Below are 19,162 nucleotides of genomic sequence, written 5' to 3'. Positions count from 1 at the left end.
ATCCCTGGTGGGAGGTCTTTCGTGATACCGGCGAACGAGATCATCGCGCTGCTGCTGGCCACCGGCCCACCCCTGCCCCGGGGTCCGGCCGCCGGGTCGCCGCTGGTGGCGGCGGCCGCCGCGCTCGCGGTGGGCGAGCCGAAGCGGGCGCTGCGGCTGCTCGACGGCGCCGGCGGGCAACCGGAGGACGGGGCAGCGGCGGCGGCCCTGCGCCGCGCGGCGCACACGCTCGACCTCAACCGGTACCCGGGGCAGGGCGGGGCCGTCATGTCGTGGGAGGAGATGCGCAGCGCCGCCGGGCCGGTACCGGAACCGAGCACCCCTGAGGCGGCGCTGGTCGTCCTGGCGGCGGGTCGTCTCGTGCCCGTGCTGCAGTCGGCCCGTGACATCGCCGGCAACTCCCGCGTCGCGGGCGACCCGCAAGCCGCCGGGCAAGCAATGGAGTTGCTGCGGCAGCTGAGCGAAGACATCGAGGCGTCGGGGTCGCCGGCGCTGTCGGCGTACCACCGGACGGCGACGGCCGACGTGGCCCGCCGGGCAGGCCGTACGGAAGAGGCGGCGAGGCTGCTGGCATCGTGCCGGCCGCTGGTCCGCGGCGATGCTCTGGCCGGTGCCCATCTCTCCCTCGCCGAGGGGGATCTCGCCCTGGAGCCCGAGTCCCACCCGGAGCTGCTCGGGCTGCGGCTGGCGGAAGCTCCCGGCCTTCCCGCGTCGGCCCCGGCAGGCGATCCCGCGGCCGCCGAGGCGCACTACGCACGGGCCGAGGCGCTGTACGTACGCGCCGGTGGCGAACTGGGCGGCGCGGAGATCGCACTGCGGCGCGCGCACGTGGCGCGTCGCCGCGGAGATGCGGTGGCCCGCGACCGGTTCACCGAGGAGGCGCGGCGCTGGGCCGGACTCGTCGGTGGCGGCGCCCTGTTCTGGCTCGTCGGGTTCCAGCACGCGCTCGACCGTCTCGGGGACGGCGAGCAGGTCCCGGACAGCACACTGGACGCCGTCACCGGCTGGACGGTGCGGGACGGGAGCACCAGTTTCACGCGCGGACTGCTCAGGCTGGTGGCAGCCCGGTGCCGGGCGTGGCGGGAGGAGGGCGCGACGCTGCCCGCGCTCCGGGCGCTGCGCCTGGCGCGCCGGATCGCGGCCGGGACGGACGCGCCCGCGGAGAGCGGCATCCTGGACGCCGCCCACGTCGACATCGTCGGAGGGGCGAACTACGGCCGTGCCCCGGCGGTACTGCTCGCCGCCGACACCGCCCACGCGGTCGCGGAGCTGCGCCGGGCCCCGGCCGGCGTGCTCGACTGGACGCGCGCCGCCCTGCTCGCGATGCGGTTCGACCAGGCCGCCGAAACGCTCGCCGATCCCGAGCTGAAGGCGATCGCCGCCGCGCGGCTCTCCGAGATCGAGGCCGTCGGCGATACCCTCACGGACCGTGCCCAGGACGCTGTGGGACAGGTGGCCGAGGCGGTACGCGAGAGCGCCCGGCGGGCCCGGACCCTGCTCCTGCGCTATCGCGGCCGGCGTGCCGAGTCGGCCGGTTTCCGCGACGAGGCCCGGCTCCTGCTGCTCCGTGCGCTGGCCCTGGCCGAGGAGCAGGGGGACGCCATGCTCCGCGCGGTCCTGCTCAGCGAACTCGGACGGCGGCCCGAGGCCCGTGCCCTGGCCGGGGAGCTCTTCGACACGGGCGGGCTCCACCCGGACCACGCGGTGAGCCTCTTCCTCGCGGTGCGGGATCCGCGGGCGGCGCAGCGGGCGCAGTCCGCCCTGGACGCCTCCGGTCCGGACGCTCCCGGCCCGCCCCGGGAGACCGAGCGGCCGTGGGAGGACCCGGCGCGCCGTGCCGAGCTGTACGAGGCGCTGGGAGAGCACGCCGCCGCGGCGCGGACGGCCGAGCGCGCGGTGGAGTTATTCGAGCACCGGACGGCGCAGCTCGTACGGGACGCGCTGCGCTCCTCCGCCACCGACCACCCGCTCGTCGCCGGGATGTACCACACGGCCGTCCTGGCCCACCTCGGTCTGGCGGCGCGGACCAGCGGCTACCGGGCCCGCGCCGAACTGGCCGCCGCGTTCGAACTGGCCGACCGGTGCCGTGGCATCGCCGCGGGCGTCGTACGCTCCCTCGACACCCTGCCCGCCGGGGCGCCGACGGCAGCGGCCCGGCGCTGGCTGCGCGCGGGTTCGGCCTGGTCGGCCACGTACGAGGGACTGGTCGACGAGGTGTCGGCCGACCCGGAGCGTACGCCGTCCTCGGCCGCCCTGCGGCGCCGGGTGCTCGCCGCCGAAGACACCCTGGACCGCGCGGAATCCGAGGTGGCGCGGCTGGCCCCGCAACTGCTCGCGCACCGGCGGCTCGCGCAGCCGGACGCCGGCGTGGCGGAGATCCAGCGGGCGCTGCCGGCGGACAGCGCACTGCTCCTGTACCAGACGCTCGACGACGAACTGATCGTCTGGACCGTCGGGCCCAGGACCATCCGCTGTCACCGCGCTCCCGTCCGCGCCCGCGACCTGGCCTGCGACGTCCGGCACTTCCACACCGCCTGCGCCGCCGGCCGCCACGACGAACGCGGCGCCGCCGCACTGAGCGCGCTGCTCCTCGCCCCCGCCCTACCCCGGCTCGACGCGTGCGGGCGGCTGTTCGTCGTCCCGCACGGCGCGCTGTCGCTCCTGCCGTTCCACGCCCTGCCCGTGCGCGGCGGGCTCCTGGGCGAGCGGTTCACCGTCTCGTACCTGCCGTCCGCCGGGCTGCTCACCCGCGCGGGCGCCGGTGGGCGGCCCCGGCTCGACGGTACGGCGCTGGTCGTCGGCGACCCGGAGTACGCCCCTGACCGGGGCCTGCCGCGCCTGCCGGGGACGGCGACGGAGGCCGCGACCGTGGCGCGGCTGCTGGGCACGGAGCCGCTGATGCGGTCGGCGGCGACGGCGGAGGCGGTGGCCGCAGCCGCTCCCGGGCGTCCCGTCCTGCACCTGGCGACCCACGGGGTGCTGTACGAACAGGGCCCGAACCGGAGCTTCGTGGCCCTCGCGGGGCACGACCGGCTGGCGGTCGGTGACGTCCTGGGGCTCGACCTCAACGCCGATCTCGTGGTCATGTCCGCGTGCCACACCGGGCGCGGCACCGCGACGGCCGGCGGTGATCTGGTCGGGCTGGCCCGGGCGGCGGTCGCGTCGGGCGCCCGGCACGTCGTGGTGTCACTGTGGCCGGTGGACGACGAGACCGGCTGTCTCCTGATGGCCGCCCTGTACGAGGGGCTGGTGTCCGGCCTCGGGGTGTCCGACGCGCTGGCCGCGGCCCAGCGGCGGATCCGGCCCCTGGACGCGGCGGGACGGCAGCGGGCGTACGCGCGCCTGCGGGACCGGGCGGGCACCGGGGCCGCGGCACCCGGCCCGCGGGACGGCCGGGTGCCCGCTGCCGTCACCCGCGCGGCGCGGCCCGAAGGCCCGTACCACTGGGCCCCGTTCCTCCACATCGGCGGCGCGGACGGTCTCCGCGCCGACGACGGCCGCACGCACGGCCGTGCCGATGTTCACGACGCGTCCCTGGGAGACCTCCATGACTGAGCGAGCCCTGCTCATCGGCTGCCGCACCGGAGTGCTGCGCGGCGTGGACGCGGACGTCCGTCTCATGGCCGGCCTCCTGGCTCCGCTCGGCTTCGAGACGACCGTCCTCGTCGAGGAGGCGGCGACGCGCCAGGGCATCATCGACGCCTACCGGGCGCTCACCGCCGTCACCACCGCGGGTGACACGGCGGTGGTGTACTACACGGGGCACGGTGCCCGCCTGCGCAAACCGGGGTGGGCGCGGGACACGGACCTGCCGGACCGGCTGCAGTACCTCTGCCCGACGGACATCCACCAGCCCGGCGACGCCTTCCGCGGACTGCTGGCCGAGGAACTCAGCCTTCTCCAGTCAGAGCTGGGCGAGAAGACGCGCAACGTCACGGTCATTCTCGACTGCTGTCACGCGGCCCGGATGTCGAGAGACCCGGCGCTGCTCCCGAAGGCCGACCCCCGGCCCGGCACCTTCGGCTGGGAAGCCGTGGCGGCCGCGTGGCGCACGGCCACCCGTGCCGCCCCCGCGACGCGCGCCGCGCACGCCGAGTCGCACCCCTCGGTGGTACGGCTCGTGGCCTGCGCGCCCGAGGAGACGGCGTTCGAGCTGGTGGCGGAGGGGTTCGACGGATGGCACGGCGCACTGACGGGCACGCTCGCCCGCCTGTTGCGCCGGCCCGGCAGCGCGGCGCTGACCTGGGACCGGCTGATCGGTCTGCTGCGCCCCGCCGTCACCGAGATCGCGCCGGGGCAGCGGCCGGAGGCGGAGGGGCCGACGCGCCGGTTCCTGTTCGAGCTGCGGGAAGAGGACACCGCCGGGGCGCTGCCGGTCCGTCCGGAGGGCGGGGCGCTGTTCCTGGACGGTGCGGAACTCTTCGGCATCGGCGAGGGCGACCGCTACGCGATCGTGGCCCCGGGCAGCGAGCGCGCGGCGGCGCCGGCCACCGCCACCGTGGACCTGATCGCCGACGGGCGGGCCCGGCTGCGGCCGGACACCACGGTCCCCGTCCGGCTGCTCGCCGGGCTGGAGGCGCATCCGGTGCGGGTGGCGCTCGGCCGCCGGCCGGTCGCCGTCGTGCCGCCGGACCACCCCGAGCACCGGCAGGTGACGCGGGAGCTCGGCCGCTCCCCCTTCCTGCGGGTCAGCCGCGGCGGCGAGCCCGTCATGGCCACGGTGGCGCTGGCCGACGGCCTGCACCTGCTGGATCCGTACGGCGAACCGCTGCTCCCCCAGCCGTACGCCTTCGCCGACGGCGCCACGGGCCTGCTGGCCGCCGGCCTCCAGCAGCTCGCCCGCGCCACCCATCTGCGTACCCTCGGCTCCGGGACGGGCACCGCGCGGCTCGACGGCGACGTGGCGTTCGACTGCGTACGGCTGCTCGCGGACGGCGGCGAGGTACCGCTCGCCCGCAGCGGCGCGCACCTCTTCAACGGCGACGAAGTGGTCGTCCGCCTGCACAACCGGAGCAGCGCCCAGCGCTATGTCTCCGTGTTCGACATCGGGCTGCGCGGGGCCGTGACCCTGCTCTCCACCGCCGAGCCCTCGGGCATCGGCATCGAACCGGACGGACGCCACGAACTGTTCCGGTTGCCGGCCTCGCACCTGCTCGCGGGCGTCGAACTGTACTGGCCGGACGACCTCCCGGCCGGTCCGCCCCGCCCCGAGACGTTCGTCGGCATCGTCACCGACCGGCCGCAGAACCTGTCCCCGCTCGCCCAGCCCGGTGTGCTCACGCCACGCACCGGACCGTGCGGCTCGGAGCTGGAGAGCCTGGTGGAGGGCATCGCCGGCGGTGTGCGCGACGGCCGTCCGCCGGTCTGGCGGGAGCAGGTGCGCTACGCGGTGCGGCGCTTCGACTTCCACCTGCATCCCGGGGTCCGGCCGGCCGAGGAACCGCCGTTCGCCGTCGACGAGCGGCCCGACCTGTCCTTCCGGCTGGTGGCGCCGCGCAGCGCCGCCCCGCCGCCGGCCCGTGTCACCGTCGCCCTGCGGGACCTGGCGCTGCACAGCGGCCACACGCTCGGTACGGCCTCCGTACGGATCGACTCCCTCGTCGTCACCCGGTCCGGCGCGGGGCAGCTGCCGTACCGGGCGGCCACCCACCGCGTGGCCGGTGCTCGCGACGGGGAGCGGTTGCCGGTGGACCGCTTCCCGCTGTACGAGGGCCCGGTCGGCGGCTCCCTCGACCTGGCCGTCTGGATCTCACCGGACGACGGGGACGAGCCGCCGCTCGACCGGCTCCTGGCCGCGGAGACCGGAGCGGGTGAGGCCGGCCGGGCCGTCGCCCTGCTCGCCGCGGCGGACGGCAGCACGCCGGCGGGCGACACGGTGGGAGCCGTCGCCGCCCTCTTGAACGCCGCCACCGAGCTGCTGTCCAGGACGACCGGCCAGAGCATCGGCATCTTCCGCACCACCCACCTGCCGCACGAGCGTTTCGGCGCGGCTGCCCCGGGCGGCCGTCACCCGGAGACGGGGCTGCTGCGCGCACCGGACCTGTCCTTCGCGTACGAGATCGTGGAGCGGCAGGCCCGGCCCCGCGGGGGCGGGTGACCGGGCTCCTGGGCTGCGAGCCGGTCCGCCCCGCCGGGGCGCCCGGTGTGCAGGGCGCCCCGCCGGTCAGAGCACCCGCACCGCCCGCACGGAAAGGTGCTGCTCGTCGTCGTCCAGGCAGGCGCCGGTGCGCAGGTCGAAGCGCTGCTTGTACATGGGCGAGGTCACCACCGGCGCTCCGTCGACCGCGCCGTAGATGCCGCGGGAGATGACACCGGCGTGCGAGACGGGGTCGGTGTCGGAGACGGCGAAGACCTCGCCGTCCGGGGAGCGGAAGAGCGCGACCGTTTCGCCCTCGTCGCCGACGCGGACCGGCACACCGCGCCCCGGTTCGAGTTCCTCCAGCAGGCAGACCGACCGCCAGTCGCCCTCGTCCGTACGGACCTGGACGTGTCCGGGGGCGGCCGGGCCGGCCGGGGCCGGGACGGAGCTGGTGAAGCGGCGCAGTTTCGCCGGGTCCTCCAGGACGGCCCGCCATTCGTCGCGGTAGGCGTCGACGTGCCGCTGCATCTGGGATTCCAGTTCGTCGGCCAGCCCCAGGGAGTCGTGCAGGACCACGTCCCGGACGTGGGCGATGCCGCCGTCGATGCGTTCCAGCCAGGCCGCGGTGCGCTCCAGGCGGTCCGCGGTGCGGATGTAGAACATCAGGAAGCGGTCGATGACGCGGATCAGGTCCTCGTCTTCGAGGTCCTGGGCGAGCAGGTCCGCGTGGCGGGGCTTGACGCCGCCGTTGCCGCCGACGTAGAGGTTCCAGCCCTTCGCGGTGGCGATGACCCCGACGTCCTTGCTCTGCGCCTCGGCGCACTCGCGGACGCAGCCGGAGGCCGCCAGCTTCAGCTTGTGCGGGGACCGCAGACCGCGGTAGCGCAGTTCCAGCTCCACGGCCATGCCGACGGAATCGCGCTGTCCGAAACGGCACCAGCGGGAACCGGCGCAGGACTTCGCGGTGCGCAGGGACTTGCCGTACGCGTGGCCCGATTCGAGGCCGGCGTCGACCAGCCTGCGCCAGATGTCCGGGAGCTGGTCCACGGTGGCGCCGAACAGGTCGATGCGCTGGCCGCCGGTGAGCTTGGTGTAGAGACCGAATGCGCGGGCGACCTCGCCGAGCACGATGAGGTGTTCCGGGCTGATCTCGCCGGCCGGCAGGCGGGGCACCACGGAGTAGGTGCCGTCCTTCTGGAGGTTGGCGAGGAAGAGGTCGTTGGTGTCCTGGAGGGCGGCCTGTTCCCCGTCGAGGATGTGGTGCAGGCCGAGTTCCGGGCCGAGGGTGGCCAGGAGCGAGGCGACGGTGGGGCGGCAGACCGCGCAGCCGTGCGGGGGCTTGCCGTCCGGGCCGGGTACGCCGTACTCCTTCGCCAGGCGGGTGAAGCTGTCGGTGCCGGTCACCCGGATGATCTCGTACAGTTCGCGGCGGGTCCGCGTGAAGTCCGGGCACAGCCCGCCCGGGCCCGTCTCGACGCCCTCGGCCGCCAGCTGCGCTTCCATGATCGAGGTCACGGCGCCGACGCAGCCGCCGCACTGGGTGCCGGCACCGGTGCACTTCTTGAGTGCCGTCAGGTCGTGCGCGCCGCCGCGGACGGCGTCGCGCAGCGCCTTCTTGGTGACGCCGTTGCACGAGCAGATCACCGCGTCGTCGGGCAGCACCGCGGTAGTGTCCGCCGGGCCCGCCGCGTCGGCGGGCAGCAGGAAGGAGGCGGCGGGGCCGGGCAGCTGGGCTCCCACGAGGGGCCGCAGGGTGCCGTACGCGTCCGCGTCCCCGACCAGGATGCCGCCCATCAACGTGCCGTCCGGGCCGAGCACCAGCTTCTTGTAGACGCCGGAACCGGAGTCCGCCCAGAGCACCGATCCGCCGGCGTCCGGCGCGAAGGGGTCGCCGAAGGACGCCACGTCCGCGCCCAGCAGCTTCAGTTTGGTGGAGGTGTCGGCGCCGGTGAAGCTGCCTTCCCCGCCGGTCAGGGTGTCGGCCAGGGCTTCCGCCATCCGGTAGCCGGGCGCGACCAGCCCGTAGACGTTGCCGTCGGCGGCGCGGGCGCACTCGCCCAGCGCGTAGACCTCCGGTACGGAGGTGCGGCAGTGGGTGTCGATCACGATGCCGCCGCGCTCCGCGACGACCAGGCCGGCCGTCCTGGCGAGTTCGTCACGGGGCCGTACGCCCACGGAGAAGACGATGAGGTCGGCCTGGACGCTGCCGCCGTCCGACAGCGACAGGCCGCGCACGCGGCCGTCCACGCCGGTCCACACCTCGGTGATCGCCGCGTCGGTGTGCACGTGCACGCCCATCGCTTCGACGGTGTGCGCCAGGACGTCGGCGCCGCCGGTGTCCACCTGACCGGGCATCAGCCGGGGCGCGGCCTCCACGACACTGGTCTCCAGGCCGAGTGAGCGCAGCGCGCCGACCGCCTCCAGGCCCAGCAGTCCGCCGCCGACGACGGCCGCGGTGCGGGCGCCGCGCGCCGCCTCCTGGATGGCGCGGACGTCCTCGACGGTGCGGTAGACGAAGCAGCCGGGGGCGTCCCGGCCGGGAACCGGGGGGACGAAGGCGTACGAGCCGGTGGCCAGCACCAGCGCGTCGTAGGGCCATGTCGCGCCGCGGCGCGTGGTCACGGTGCGGGTGGCGGTGTCGATCGCGGTGGCGGGGTCGCCGAGGCGCAGGGTGATGTCGTGGTCTTCGAAGAAGTCGGCCTCGGCGAGGTTCAGCTCTTCCGGGGTGGTCCCGGTGAACAGCGAGGACAGGTGGACGCGGTCGTAGGCGCGGCGCTCCTCCTCGGCGAGGACCACGACGCGCCATCGCCTGCCGTCGCCGGGGCCGTCCGGGCCGGCGGCTCCACCGGTGCCGGCCGGGCTCTCCGCTCCACCGGTGCCGGCCGGGCCGGCGAGCGCGTCCCGTGCGGCCAGCTCTTCCAGCAGCCGTTGCCCGACCATTCCGTGACCGACGAGAACAAGGGTGGGCCGGTCGGTGGATGACACCATGAGAGCACTCCTGCCAGCTGCTTGGCGACGGGACGCGTAGGTCCGCTTTTCACGACTGCCGCCCGGAGCCCGCGCCTTCCCGGGCCGCGGCGATTTCAGGCTATGCCCGCGCCGAGCCCGTACCGCGCGCCGAACGGCCTCTTGATCAGGGCCGGTCGTCCCGGTGGGTACGGGGCCGGCAGTGCCTTATCCCGCCTGGCGGCCGTCATTACCGTGACGGCATGGCCGCCCTGTCTCCTGTACTGATTGTCGCCGCGCACGGCAGTCGCGAGGCCCGGGCACAAACGGAAACGCGCCGCCTGCTGGCACACGTACGTGCCCTGCGCCCCGCATTGCGCGTGGAAATCGCCTTCTTCGACCTTCACCACCCCACGGTCGACGAATCCGTGGCCGCGCTGCACGGCACACCGGCCGTCGTGGTGCCCTTGCTGCTCGGGGCGGGATTCCATGCCACCGTGGATCTGCCCGCACTGCTCGGGCCCGCCCGCGCCGCGAAACCGCTGGCCCCGCATCCGCTGCTGACCGAAGCGCTGACGCACCGCCTCCAGGAGGCCGAGGCGCGCGCCGGTTTCCCGGCGGACGCCGTGGTCCTGGCCGCCGCGGGCTCACGCCGGCCGGGCGGCAACGACAGCTGCTACGCCGCTGCCCGGGCCCTGAGCACGAGCCTGTACGCCCGGCGCGAGGTCCCCGTTCCGGTACGGCCGGCCCTGCTGTGCGGCGGCTCCGGCGACGACCGGTCACCGGCCCGTACGGCGCAGGCCTTGCGCGCCGAGGGCCGTACCCGTATCGCGGTTCTCCCCTACTTGATGGCCGCCGGCCGTTTCTCCGACCGCCTCGCCGCGGAAGCCGACCGCGCGGGGTGCATGGGTATCGCCCGCCCGCTCGGGGCCCAATCGGCCGTGGCCCGTCTCGTTCTCGCGCGTTTCGATGAATGCGTTCTCGCCACGGCGGAGAATCGGGCCGGTGCTGAGTGATCCGACAAGGCGTATGAGGCGTGTCGGACACCGCTGCGCATCGTTGACCGGGCAAAGACCGGTCCGGCCGGTCAGCCGTTTCCAGAAAAGGATGAACGATGCGTGTCTTCCGTCCAGTCGTCGTGGCTCTCGCGGGGCTCACTTTCGCCTCGACCCTCTTCATGGGTGAGGCAACCGCCGCGAAGGGGTCATTCATCTGGCTGGGGCCCAAGGGCCGGTCGTATCTTGTCGAGAATCCGCCGAACGGCCGGTGCCTGACGATGGGCCAGCACGCGCGGGGCGGGCACAATGCGACGAAGACGCCGGCCGTCCTTTTCTCGGGCAAGAAGTGCAAGGGGCGGGCCACTCCGCTGGCCCCGGGCAAGAAGGCGCCGAGCAGCGCGACGTTCTCCAGCGTGCGGTTCGGCTGACGGAGCGCCGCCCTCACACCGCCCGCAGGCCGGCCTCCTGGAAGACCGCGCGCACCGCCGCCAGCTGCGACGCGACGGGGACCGGCGTGTCCCGTAGCGTGAAGTCCAGGCCGAGGCGGTCCCACTTGGCGGCGCCGAGCTTGTGGAAGGGCAGTACGTCGACCCGGGTGACGTTGCCGAGCGAGGCGGCGAAGGACGCCCCGCCCCCGACGTCGGCCGGGTCGTCGGTCAGCCCGGGGACGAGCACGAAGCGTACCCACACCCCCTTGTCCAGCCGGGCCGGCCGCCGGGCGGAGTCCAGGGCGGGGCGCAGCGGCCGACCGGTGAGGCGCTGGTAGAGGGCGGGCTGCCAAGCCTTGATGTCCAGCAGGACGAGGGCGGTGTCCCGCAGCAGTGCGCCGGTGGCCCGGGCGCCGAGGTGGCCGGAGGTGTCCAGGGCGGTGTGCAGGCCGAGTTCGTGCTTGAAACGGTGCAGGAGTTCGCCGGCGAAGACGGGCTGGTGGAGGGGTGCGCCGCCGCCCGCGGTCCGGATGAACGCCTGGTACTTCGCCGCCTCGGCGACCACCGCGTCGGCCAGGACGCGCCTGCCGTCGCGCATCTTCCAGGTGTCGGGGTTGTGGCAGTAGAGACAGCCAGGGGGCAGCCCGCCAGGAACGTCACGAAGCGGGTGCCGGGCCCGTCCACGCCGGTGGACAGGTCCCAGGAGTGCACCGACCCGGCGACCGGGCGGTGCCCGACCGCGGCGGCCGACGTCGCGGCCTCCTGGGCCGTCACCCCGATCCGCCAGCCGCCGTTGGGCATGATGGCGCTTGAGCGGGGCGTCGGTCTGGAGGCCGACGATCAGCTCCCGCTCCTCGTCGAGGTAGCCGGGCGCGAACGCGTCGGTCCGCGACGGGGTGTGCGGATCGACGTCATGGATGCCGCGCGCGTCCGCTCTTGCGGGAACATGCCGAGCAGCTTGTGCCACACCTCGGTGGTGCGCTCGGTCGGGCCCGCGAGGAAGGAGCCGTCGCCCTCGTACGGGACGCGGTGGCGCTGGACGACGTCGCGTACGTCGACGGCGTCCCGCCACCGTCCGCCGCCGAATCCTTCCCGAGCCGCGCCGCCGGTCCTCTTCTCCACGGGTGCAGCGGTCATGGTGCGCACCTTCCGGTCACTGTGCTGTGCTCACCCCCATTGCCCTGCCGCGGGACGTTTGCCGAGGTCGGCGTTGGTCCCGACCCGGAGACCGAAGGGCCTCGGCGGATGGCGGACCGTGTTCCGGAAGGCCGTTGGTCCCCCGGCTCGGGACCTTGGGACCGTCCCCACGGTGCCCGCCGCGCCCGGAGAGTGGGGGTCGGACGTACTCCCGTTCCTGCCTCTGGAGGCCCGCATGCCCGGCATCATCACCGTCGGCCTGGACGGAACCGACCACAGCCTCGCCGCCGCCGACTGGGCGGCCGCCGAGGCCGTACGCCGTGGAGCGCGCCTGCGGCTGGTGCACGCGTGGATATGGCGTCCGCTGGACGTGCCGGTCGCGGCGGACGAGGCGGTGCAGCGGCGCTGGGCCGCCGAGGTGCTGCGGGAGGCCGCGGACCGGGTGACCGCGGGCTTCCCCGGACTGTCCGTCACCCGGGAGATTCTGGCGGCGGAGACCGTTCCGGCCCTGCTCTCCGCGGCCGCCGCGGCGGACCTGCTGGTCCTGGGCTCGCGCGGACACGGCACGCTGCTCGGCTACCTGCTCGGCTCCGTGGGGCTTCAGGTGCTGCGGCAGACGGGCACGCCCGTGGTCCTCGTCCGCAGCCCGCGTCCCGACGCGGCGGAACAGCCGCGCGACGAGGTGGTGGTCGGCGTGCAGGACGCGCTGGAGAGCGACCCGGTCCTGGCGTTCGCCTTCGCGGCGGCCGCGGCACAGGGAGTGGGGCTGCGGGCGGTACGGGCGTGGAACATCCCGCCGGTCCTGGTGTGGGGCGGCGAGGCGATGCGGGCGGCCGACGACGCGGGCGGCCTGGAGCCGCTGGAGCGCAAGCGGCTGGCCGACGCGGTACGGCCGTGGCGGGAGCGCTTCCCGCAGGTGAAGGTCGTCGAACACGTCGAGATGGGCGGCGCGGGACAGGTCCTGCTGGCCGGCAGCGCCCGGGCCCGGCTGCTGGTCGTGGGCCGGCGCAGCCCGGGCCGCCACGACCTGCGGAGGATCGGCGCGGTCGCGCACGCCGCGCTGCACCACGCGCCGTGCCCGGTGGCCGTGGTGCCCCACGCGTGACAACCCGCGCGCCGGCACCCCGGCCGGACGCCCGGGCTCCGGGCACAGCGGACCCAGCGGCCCCGGACGTCGCCGACCTGACCCTCAGCAGGGTCCGTTCGGCCCTGTCCCCGCAAGGCCGCGTCGGAGAGGCTGGCAGTCAGGCAACGAGTGCCCGGACGAGCGCCGCCGGAGCAGAGAGTGTGCAGCATGAACCACGAAGACGCACAGCAGGTCGAGGAACGCCGTGAGCCGGTGGCCCCGCGGGAGATGCAGCAGCTGCCCCGGGACGAGGCGCTGCGGCTGCTGGGCAGCGTCCCGCTCGGCCGGCTCGTGTTCACCCAGAACGCCCTGCCGGCCATCCGTCCCGTCAACCACCTCCTCGACGGGGAGGACATCGTCGTCCGGCTCAACGACGGCGCGACCCTCACCTCGATCGCGCCGCCCGCGGGCGAGGCGGGTCTCGTGGTCGCGTACGAGGCCGACGCCATCGACCCGCTCACCCACCTGGGCTGGAGCGTCATCGTCACCGGATACGCCCGCCTGGTGGCCGAGCCGGCGCAGGTGGCCCGCTACCAGGACCTGCTGCGGCCCTGGGTGGCACAGACCATGAACGGCGTCCTGCGCATCCAGCCGGACCTGGTCACCGGCTTCCGGCTGGTGGCACGGCCCGCGGTCGTGGGTGCGCCACGGGCGGCGGGGGACGCTGGGGTCGCGGCTCTTACGGCGAGGGGCACCGGGGCCGTGTGAAGCGGCTGCCGCTGCCGCTCACCGGCCGCGGGCCGGCGCCTCGCCGGCACCGGCCGTGAGCCGGTCGCCGAGCGCGCTCCTCCGGTACAGCACATGCCGTCCGTCACGCGCGCGGGTGACCAGACCGGTGGCGTACAGGACGCGCAGGTGCTGGGAGACCGCGCTCGGGGTGACCCGGAGACGGCGGGCCAACTCCGAGGTCGGCAGCGGCTCTTCGAGAAGACTGAGCAGGCGGGCCCGGGCCGCGCCCAGCAGGGACACCAGGGCGGCCGCGTCGACGGCCGGCACCTCTGAACTCCACAACGTGGCGACGCCCCGGCCGGGATAGACGAGACTCGGTGCCTCGTCCGGGCTGACAGGGGGCGCGGGCTTGTGGGCGAACACGGACGGAAGCAGCAGCAGTCCCCGGCCGGACACCGCGACCCGGTGCCGGCTGATCATCTTGTGGATGTGCAGCTCACCGTCCTGCCAGCGCAGGTTCGGGTGCATGTCGGCGAAGAGCAGCCGGGCGCCTCCCAGGGCGAGCCGGCGGGCGCGGTAGGTCATGTCGGCTTCCAGTACCGACCGCATCTGCGGCCACAGCGGCTCGATGGCCACCTTCCAGTACTGCCGCAGGAGATCGCAGAGGGCGTCGCGCAGTCCGGCGACAGCCGTGTCGTCGCTGAGAGCGGCGTCCCGAAGGGCCTCGGGAAGCGGGTCGGGGGCGTGCGCGAGCAGCAGGTCGTGACGGACGCGGGCAGGCGGCACCTGGCGGGCGACGGCCAGTTCTTCCTCGAAGGCCGGCGCGAAGCTCGTGGGGTTCGGCGTCAGGAAGTCGGGCAGAGTGCGCCGCTGTGCGACCAGGGACATCAGCAGACCGGTGTCGAGCGCGCCCAGCGCGCCCAGTACGGACCGGCGCCAGGGCAGGTGCAGCGCGGACAGGCCCGGGTCCTGCAGCACCCGCAGGCTGAGCAGGGTCTCGTGCAGGGGCGACAGGGCGAACCGGGTGTCCGCGAGGTCCTCGACACCGAGCACAAAGATGATCATTAAGCCCTACGCTACATCGATTGGCGACGCGGCGGCACTGCCGTGCAATGACCGTCATGACACCCACAACTCATCAGCGGCGCAGGGCATTCGGCGCCGGGAAGGCGTACGGCATCGACGCGGCGGCGGCCGGGTCCGGCTCCCGGGCAGACCGGCGGGCCGGAGCATGAACCGCCGCACGGTCCTGCTCCTGGCCGTCACCTGCGCCGTGGCCGTCGGCAACATCTACTTCCCGCAGGCCATCGGTCCGCTGGTCGCCGCCGGACTGCACGTGTCGCCCGACGCGGCCGCCGCGGTGGTGACCGCCACCCAGATCGGCTACACGGCCGGGATGCTCCTGCTCGTACCGCTCGGCGACCGGCTCCCGCACCGCCCGTTCCTGGTCTCCCTGCTCAGCCTGACCGGCCTGGCCCTGCTCGCCGCGGGCTGCGCACCGGCCCTGTCGCCCCTGGTCGCCGCCGGCACCCTGGTCGGCCTGACCACGGTGGGCGCGCAGATCGTCGGCCCGCTGGCGGCCGGCCTGGTGGCCGCCGACCGCCGAGGAGCGGTGCTCGGCACCCTGCTGAGCGGATCGACCGGCGGCATGCTGCTGGCCCGGACCTTCAGCGGCACGCTCGGCGAGTGGCTGGGCTGGCGGGCTCCCTACCTGGTCGCCGCGGTCCTGTCCCTGCTCCTCGCCACCGTCCTGGCGTTCGCGCTGCCGACGACGACCGCCCCGCCCTCCCGCCGGCGGTACGCGGCCCTCCTGACCGGGCCACTGCGCCTGCTGCGCACCGAGCCGGAGCTGCGCCGCTCGTGCTTCTACCAGGCCACCGTCTTCGCCGGCTTCTCGGCGGTCTGGACCTGCCTGGCCCTCCTGCTCACCGGACCGGTCTACGGGCTGGGCGCCCAAGCGGTGGGGGTGATCGCCCTGTGCGGCGCGGCGACCATGCTCTGCACTCCGCTCGCCGGCCGCCTGGTGGACCGCTACGGGCCCGATCCCGTCAACCTCGTCTGCCTGCTCGGCGTTCTCGCCTCAGCGGCCATCCTCACCGCCGGCGCCCGGGGCGGCGCGCCCGGCCTCACCGCCCTCACCCTCGGCACCCTGCTCCTCGACGTCACGATGCAGTCCGGCATGGTCGCCAACCAGGTCCGCGTCTACGCCCTGCGCGCCGATGCCCGCAACAGGCTCAACACCGCCTACATGACCTGCGCCTACCTGGGCGGCAGCGCGGGTTCCTGGCTAGGCGTCCACGTATGGAGCCAGGCCGGCTGGCGGGGCGTGTGCGCCCTCGTCGCGCTTCTCGCGGCACTCGCCCTGACCCGCCACTTACTGGCGGTGCGCACGGCAAGGGCGGAGCGAACTCCGCGCCGCTTCACGGGAATTCGGCGCGCTGCCGACGCCTGTCGGTCTCGGGTGCGTCCGTGACTCGGTGGTCTCGGGCATGTCCGTAACTCGGTAACTCCGCGACTCCGCGACTCCGCGACTCCGCGACTCCGCGACTCCGCGACTCCGCGACGAGGCTGTCAGCCGGGGGGGGTGGCGCGGAAAGGGCGTCACCTGCCGAGGATCTCACGCAGCCATGGGCTGCGGGCGGCCGGCAGCCGGACCAAGGTGCGACGGAAGACTTCCTGGTCGGCGCGGAACAGGGGGCGGGGGTGCGGCGCGGGCGGATCGAAGTCCTCGTGGAGGACGCCGTCGGGCAGGCGGCCCGACGGCGGGGCGGGCGGGTCCGGCTCGGGGAAGGCCAGCCACCACCACACCTCGAACGGCAGCGGCACCCGGTAAGCCGCCGGGCCGGCCGGGGACCAGGTCTCCCCCGTCTGCGGATGGGACGGCACGAGGAGGATGTCGGCGTCCCCGCCGGGAGCCGGCTGTCCCGGTCCGGCCAGGACGGCGCGCCGTGCCTGTGCGCCCGGGGGCAGCATGGCGTCGAGCGAGCGTTGGAACACCTCCTGGGCCAGGCCGTCCGGGACGGTGACCGGCCGGCCCTCCGAAGCCACCAGGAGGTGGGCGAGCGCCCGGCCGGCTGCCGCCTCCCACCGCGGGCTCCACGACCAGAAGGCGGTCGACCCGTGGCCCGCCCGCGCCCCCCACCTGGCGATCGGCTCGAACGGGGGCGTGCCCTCGCCTTCCGCCAGCAGTTCCGTCCAGGAACACGGCGCGGCCTCAGCACCGTCGACGGGGAGACGGCGTACGGCGTTCGGGGCGAGCCATATCGCCTGCCAGAGCGAGCAGTCGTCGATCCGGCTCGCGACGGGCAGGGCACACTGCGCGCAGGCCATGTTGGGACCGCCGGCCCCGTCGAGGCCGCAGCAGTAGCCGCCTCCGCGGTTCTCCGGGACCAGCACGGCGCCGCGGGCGTCGCCGGGCGCGATGACGATCGCGCCGGGCGCGCCGTCGGACAGGGTGTGGACCGGCGCGTGGACACCGCGGGCGGCCGCCTCGTCCGGAGGGATCTCGTCCCACGTCCGCCACGGCGGCCCCCAGGGCTCCGGATCCACGGCGAACGTGCCCGGCTCCATGAGCACCGGGAGCTGCAACCCGTTCCCGTACTTCTGATGGGCGTGGACCGGCAGGGCGACCTGGGACAACGAAGTGGTCAGCGCAGCGCCGCACCCCGCGCACACAAAAACGAACAACAGTCCTCCGTCTGGGCAACGGAGGCATCATCGCAGCTCGGCAGCTGCCGGCCCATCACTTTTCGGGGGCGGGCCGGCCGGTGGCGCCGCGAGCCGGATGGTCCGACATGTGCCTGGTCCGTCATGTATCCGTCAGGTGTCCGTCGACAGCGGAGCCCGCCACACCACCTGGCTGCCGCCGTCGGCGGGGGTACGGATGTCCATCGTGCCGTGCACGCCGGCCGCGCGTTCGGCGAGGTTGCCCAGGCCGCTGCGCCGGCCGGTCTGCGGGATGCCCCTGCCGTTGTCCGTCACGGTCAGGACGACCTCGTCGCCGGTGGCCTGGAGGGCCACTTCGACCCGGGTGGCGTGGGCGTGCCGGGCCGCGTTGCTCAGGAGTTCGGTGAGGGCGGCAACGACGTGGTCGGCCACCTGGGGCGGTACGTCCGTGTCGAGCAGGCCCTCCATGCTCAGGCGGGGCGGGAAGCCCAGTGCCGTACCGGCCTCCCCGACGGCGCGGGCCACGCGGGCCCGCAGGCTCGGGCCGGTGTCCTCCTCCCTGATCCGCAGGCCGAAGATCGTCGAACGGATGATCTTGATGGTCTCGTCCAGGTCGCCCACCGCCCGGGTGACCCGTTCCGCCGCGCCGGCGTGCTCGACCAGCCGGGCGGCGCTCTGCAACGTCATGCCGGTGGCGAACAGCCGCTGGATGGCCAGGTCGTGCAGGTCGCGGGCGATCCGGTCGCGGTCCTCCAGCAGCGCGAGCTGCTCGGCGTCGCGCCGGCGTTCGGCGAGTTCCAGGGCGAGGGCCGCCTGCCCGGCGAACGCGTGCAGCGGTTCCAGCTCCCCTTCCGTGAACACCGCTTCGCCCTCGGCGCGCGCCAGCAGGAGGACGCCGCGGGCGCTGCCGCCCTCGCTGTCCAACGGCACGGCCACCGCCGGCCCCAGGCCGTCGAACCGCCGCGGCCCGGCCGCGTAACGGGCGTCGCCGGCCAGGGCGGTCGTGGTGACCGGTCCCCCCGAGGTGAGGGCGGCGCCGGACAGCGTGCCGTCGACCGGGACCACCAGTCCGCGGCGCTTGTCGCCGTGTCCGCCGAGCGCCAGCTCGACGACCAGGTCGCCGGTGTCGTGCATGGGGACGCAGACGTCCGCGAGTTCGGCGCGGGTGATCTCCTGGGCCCGGCGGGCGATCAGCTCCAGGACCTCCAGGCGCGGTATGCCGGAGAAGAGGCTGTTGGTGATCTCCGCGCCCGCCTTGAGCCAGCGCTGCTGGCGCTGCGAGCCCTCGTAGAGCCGGGCGTTGTCGATGGCCACGCCGGCGGCGACCGACAGGGTGGCGATCACCGACTCGTCCTCCGCGTCGAAGTCGTGCCCGCCGCGCTTGTCGGTCAGGTACAGGTTGCCGAAGACCTCGTCGCGTACCCGGATCGGCACGCCGAGGAAGGTGCGCATCGGCGGGTGGTGGGCGGGAAAGCCGTACGACGACGGGTGGGCGCCGAGGTCGGTGAGGCGCAACGGCTCGGGGTTGCGGATGAGTTCGCCCAGCAGGCCGTGGCCGGCCGGCAGCGGCCCGATTGCGGCGACCTCCTCCGGGGTGAGGCCGACGGTGAGGAACTGCGAGAGCCGCTTGCCGTCCGGGCCGATCACGCCCAAGGCCGCGTACTGGGCGTCGACCAGCAGCGCGGCGGCTTCGACGATGCGCCGGAGCACTTGGGGCAGGGCCAGTTCCCGCCCCACCGAGACCACGGCCTCCAGGAGGCTGTGCACCCGGTCCCGGGTGCCGCGCGCGGCGTCGATGCGTGCCTGCAGCTCTTCCAGCAACTCGTCCAGTCGCATCTGCGGCATCCGCGACAACGGCTCCTGCGTGCTCACCGGTCCTCCTTCTTCGGTCGCCCGCCGTACCTGGTCAGCGTATCCCTGTTCGAACAGCGGGTCCGGACCGCCGGGGTCGTCCGCGCCCGTGCGGACCGTGCGTGCCCCGTACCGGAGAGGTGCCGTACCGGGGGCGAGTGGCCCTCGTACGAAGGCGGATGGACCCTGCTCCCCGGCCCCGGCCTCGGGAAGACTTGATCGGCGGGAGGAAGCGGCCGGCCCTCAGGGCGGGCCCGTGAGG

Annotated in this window: 11 protein-coding genes and 2 pseudogenes; 7 read left to right on the top strand and 6 right to left on the bottom strand. The window is 74.7% G+C overall.

Going from position 1 to position 19,162, the window contains the following annotated elements:
- Nucleotides 1–21: 21 nt before the first annotated feature.
- Both AB0L45_RS25615 and AB0L45_RS25610 read left to right on the top strand, forming a co-directional pair.
- Entirely contained in the window at nt 22–3,555 is a 3,534-nt protein-coding gene (locus tag AB0L45_RS25615; RefSeq protein ID WP_365843746.1) for a CHAT domain-containing protein, read from the top strand.
- Nucleotides 3,548–6,097, top strand: coding sequence for a caspase family protein (locus AB0L45_RS25610; protein WP_365843744.1), 2,550 nt, complete (start codon nt 3,548–3,550; stop codon nt 6,095–6,097). Before AB0L45_RS25615 ends, AB0L45_RS25610 begins: the two co-directional genes overlap by 8 nt.
- A 66-nt stretch (nt 6,098–6,163) precedes the next feature.
- Here the strand turns inward: AB0L45_RS25610 and nirB are convergent, their stop codons facing one another.
- Nucleotides 6,164–9,067: a nitrite reductase large subunit NirB gene (gene nirB / locus AB0L45_RS25605; RefSeq protein WP_365843742.1), complete on the bottom strand. Its 2,904-nt coding sequence runs from the start codon at nt 9,065–9,067 to the stop codon at nt 6,164–6,166.
- Nucleotides 9,068–9,288: 221 nt separating this feature from the next.
- Here nirB and AB0L45_RS25600 point away from each other — a divergent pair, with 221 nt between their 5' ends.
- Together AB0L45_RS25600 and AB0L45_RS25595 are read left to right on the top strand one after the other, a co-directional pair.
- Nucleotides 9,289–10,041 (top strand): sirohydrochlorin chelatase, encoded by a 753-nt coding sequence (locus tag AB0L45_RS25600; RefSeq protein ID WP_365843740.1) that lies wholly within the window; start codon nt 9,289–9,291, stop codon nt 10,039–10,041.
- 98 nt (nt 10,042–10,139) lie between these two features.
- Nucleotides 10,140–10,451 (top strand): hypothetical protein, encoded by a 312-nt coding sequence (locus AB0L45_RS25595; protein ID WP_365843738.1) that lies wholly within the window; start codon nt 10,140–10,142, stop codon nt 10,449–10,451.
- 13 nt (nt 10,452–10,464) lie between these two features.
- Here the strand turns inward: AB0L45_RS25595 and pflA are convergent.
- Together pflA and AB0L45_RS25585 are read right to left on the bottom strand one after the other, a co-directional pair.
- A pseudogene (gene pflA, locus AB0L45_RS25590) lies at nt 10,465–11,252 on the bottom strand (pyruvate formate-lyase-activating protein).
- Nucleotides 11,229–11,588, bottom strand: a pseudogene (locus AB0L45_RS25585) (pyruvate formate lyase family protein); the annotation flags it as partial. The pseudogenes pflA and AB0L45_RS25585, both read right to left, overlap by 24 nt.
- Before the next feature lie 235 nt (nt 11,589–11,823).
- On the opposite strand from AB0L45_RS25585, the gene AB0L45_RS25580 reads away from it, so the two are divergent.
- A complete protein-coding gene (locus AB0L45_RS25580; RefSeq protein ID WP_365843736.1) occupies nt 11,824–12,693 on the top strand; it encodes a universal stress protein in 870 nt (289 codons plus the stop codon).
- Nucleotides 12,694–12,882: 189 nt separating this feature from the next.
- On the top strand, nt 12,883–13,422 hold the full coding sequence (locus AB0L45_RS25575; RefSeq protein ID WP_365843734.1) for a pyridoxamine 5'-phosphate oxidase family protein: 540 nt from the start codon (nt 12,883–12,885) through the stop codon (nt 13,420–13,422).
- An 18-nt stretch (nt 13,423–13,440) separates the two neighbouring features.
- Here the strand turns inward: AB0L45_RS25575 and AB0L45_RS25570 are convergent, their stop codons facing one another.
- The gene (locus AB0L45_RS25570; RefSeq protein WP_365843732.1) at nt 13,441–14,448 is read right to left on the bottom strand and encodes a helix-turn-helix domain-containing protein; all 1,008 of its coding nucleotides are present in this window, start codon (nt 14,446–14,448) and stop codon (nt 13,441–13,443) included.
- Nucleotides 14,449–14,614: 166 nt separating this feature from the next.
- Here AB0L45_RS25570 and AB0L45_RS25565 point away from each other — a divergent pair, with 166 nt between their 5' ends.
- The gene (locus tag AB0L45_RS25565; RefSeq protein ID WP_365843730.1) at nt 14,615–15,856 is read left to right on the top strand and encodes an MFS transporter; all 1,242 of its coding nucleotides are present in this window, start codon (nt 14,615–14,617) and stop codon (nt 15,854–15,856) included.
- Nucleotides 15,857–15,984: 128 nt separating this feature from the next.
- On the opposite strand, the gene AB0L45_RS25560 is transcribed toward AB0L45_RS25565, so the two are convergent.
- Both AB0L45_RS25560 and AB0L45_RS25555 read right to left on the bottom strand, forming a co-directional pair.
- Nucleotides 15,985–17,070, bottom strand: coding sequence for a hypothetical protein (locus tag AB0L45_RS25560; protein WP_365843728.1), 1,086 nt, complete (start codon nt 17,068–17,070; stop codon nt 15,985–15,987).
- Between the two features lie 132 nt (nt 17,071–17,202).
- A complete protein-coding gene (locus AB0L45_RS25555; protein WP_365843895.1) occupies nt 17,203–18,885 on the bottom strand; it encodes a GAF domain-containing protein in 1,683 nt (560 codons plus the stop codon).
- Nucleotides 18,886–19,162 lie beyond the last annotated feature (277 nt).

It is taken from the genome of Streptomyces sp. NPDC052496 (genome assembly GCF_040679095.1).
Taxonomy (GTDB): Bacteria; Actinomycetota; Actinomycetes; order Streptomycetales; family Streptomycetaceae; genus Streptomyces.
This window is presented reverse-complemented; position numbering and strand designations above follow the sequence as displayed.

Excerpts from the sequence above, each read along its gene's own strand:
- nirB (WP_365843742.1), bottom strand. The coding sequence starts at position 9,067 with ATGGTGTCATCCACCGACCGGCCCACCCTTGTTCTCGTCGGTCACGGA.
- AB0L45_RS25555 (WP_365843895.1), bottom strand. The coding sequence starts at position 18,885 with ATGCGACTGGACGAGTTGCTGGAAGAGCTGCAGGCACGCATCGACGCC.
- AB0L45_RS25565 (WP_365843730.1), top strand. The coding sequence starts at position 14,615 with ATGAACCGCCGCACGGTCCTGCTCCTGGCCGTCACCTGCGCCGTGGCC.
- AB0L45_RS25600 (WP_365843740.1), top strand. The coding sequence starts at position 9,289 with ATGGCCGCCCTGTCTCCTGTACTGATTGTCGCCGCGCACGGCAGTCGC.
- AB0L45_RS25595 (WP_365843738.1), top strand. The coding sequence starts at position 10,140 with ATGCGTGTCTTCCGTCCAGTCGTCGTGGCTCTCGCGGGGCTCACTTTC.
- AB0L45_RS25580 (WP_365843736.1), top strand. The coding sequence starts at position 11,824 with ATGCCCGGCATCATCACCGTCGGCCTGGACGGAACCGACCACAGCCTC.
- AB0L45_RS25575 (WP_365843734.1), top strand. The coding sequence starts at position 12,883 with ATGAACCACGAAGACGCACAGCAGGTCGAGGAACGCCGTGAGCCGGTG.
- AB0L45_RS25570 (WP_365843732.1), bottom strand. The coding sequence starts at position 14,448 with ATGATCATCTTTGTGCTCGGTGTCGAGGACCTCGCGGACACCCGGTTC.
- AB0L45_RS25610 (WP_365843744.1), top strand. The coding sequence starts at position 3,548 with ATGACTGAGCGAGCCCTGCTCATCGGCTGCCGCACCGGAGTGCTGCGC.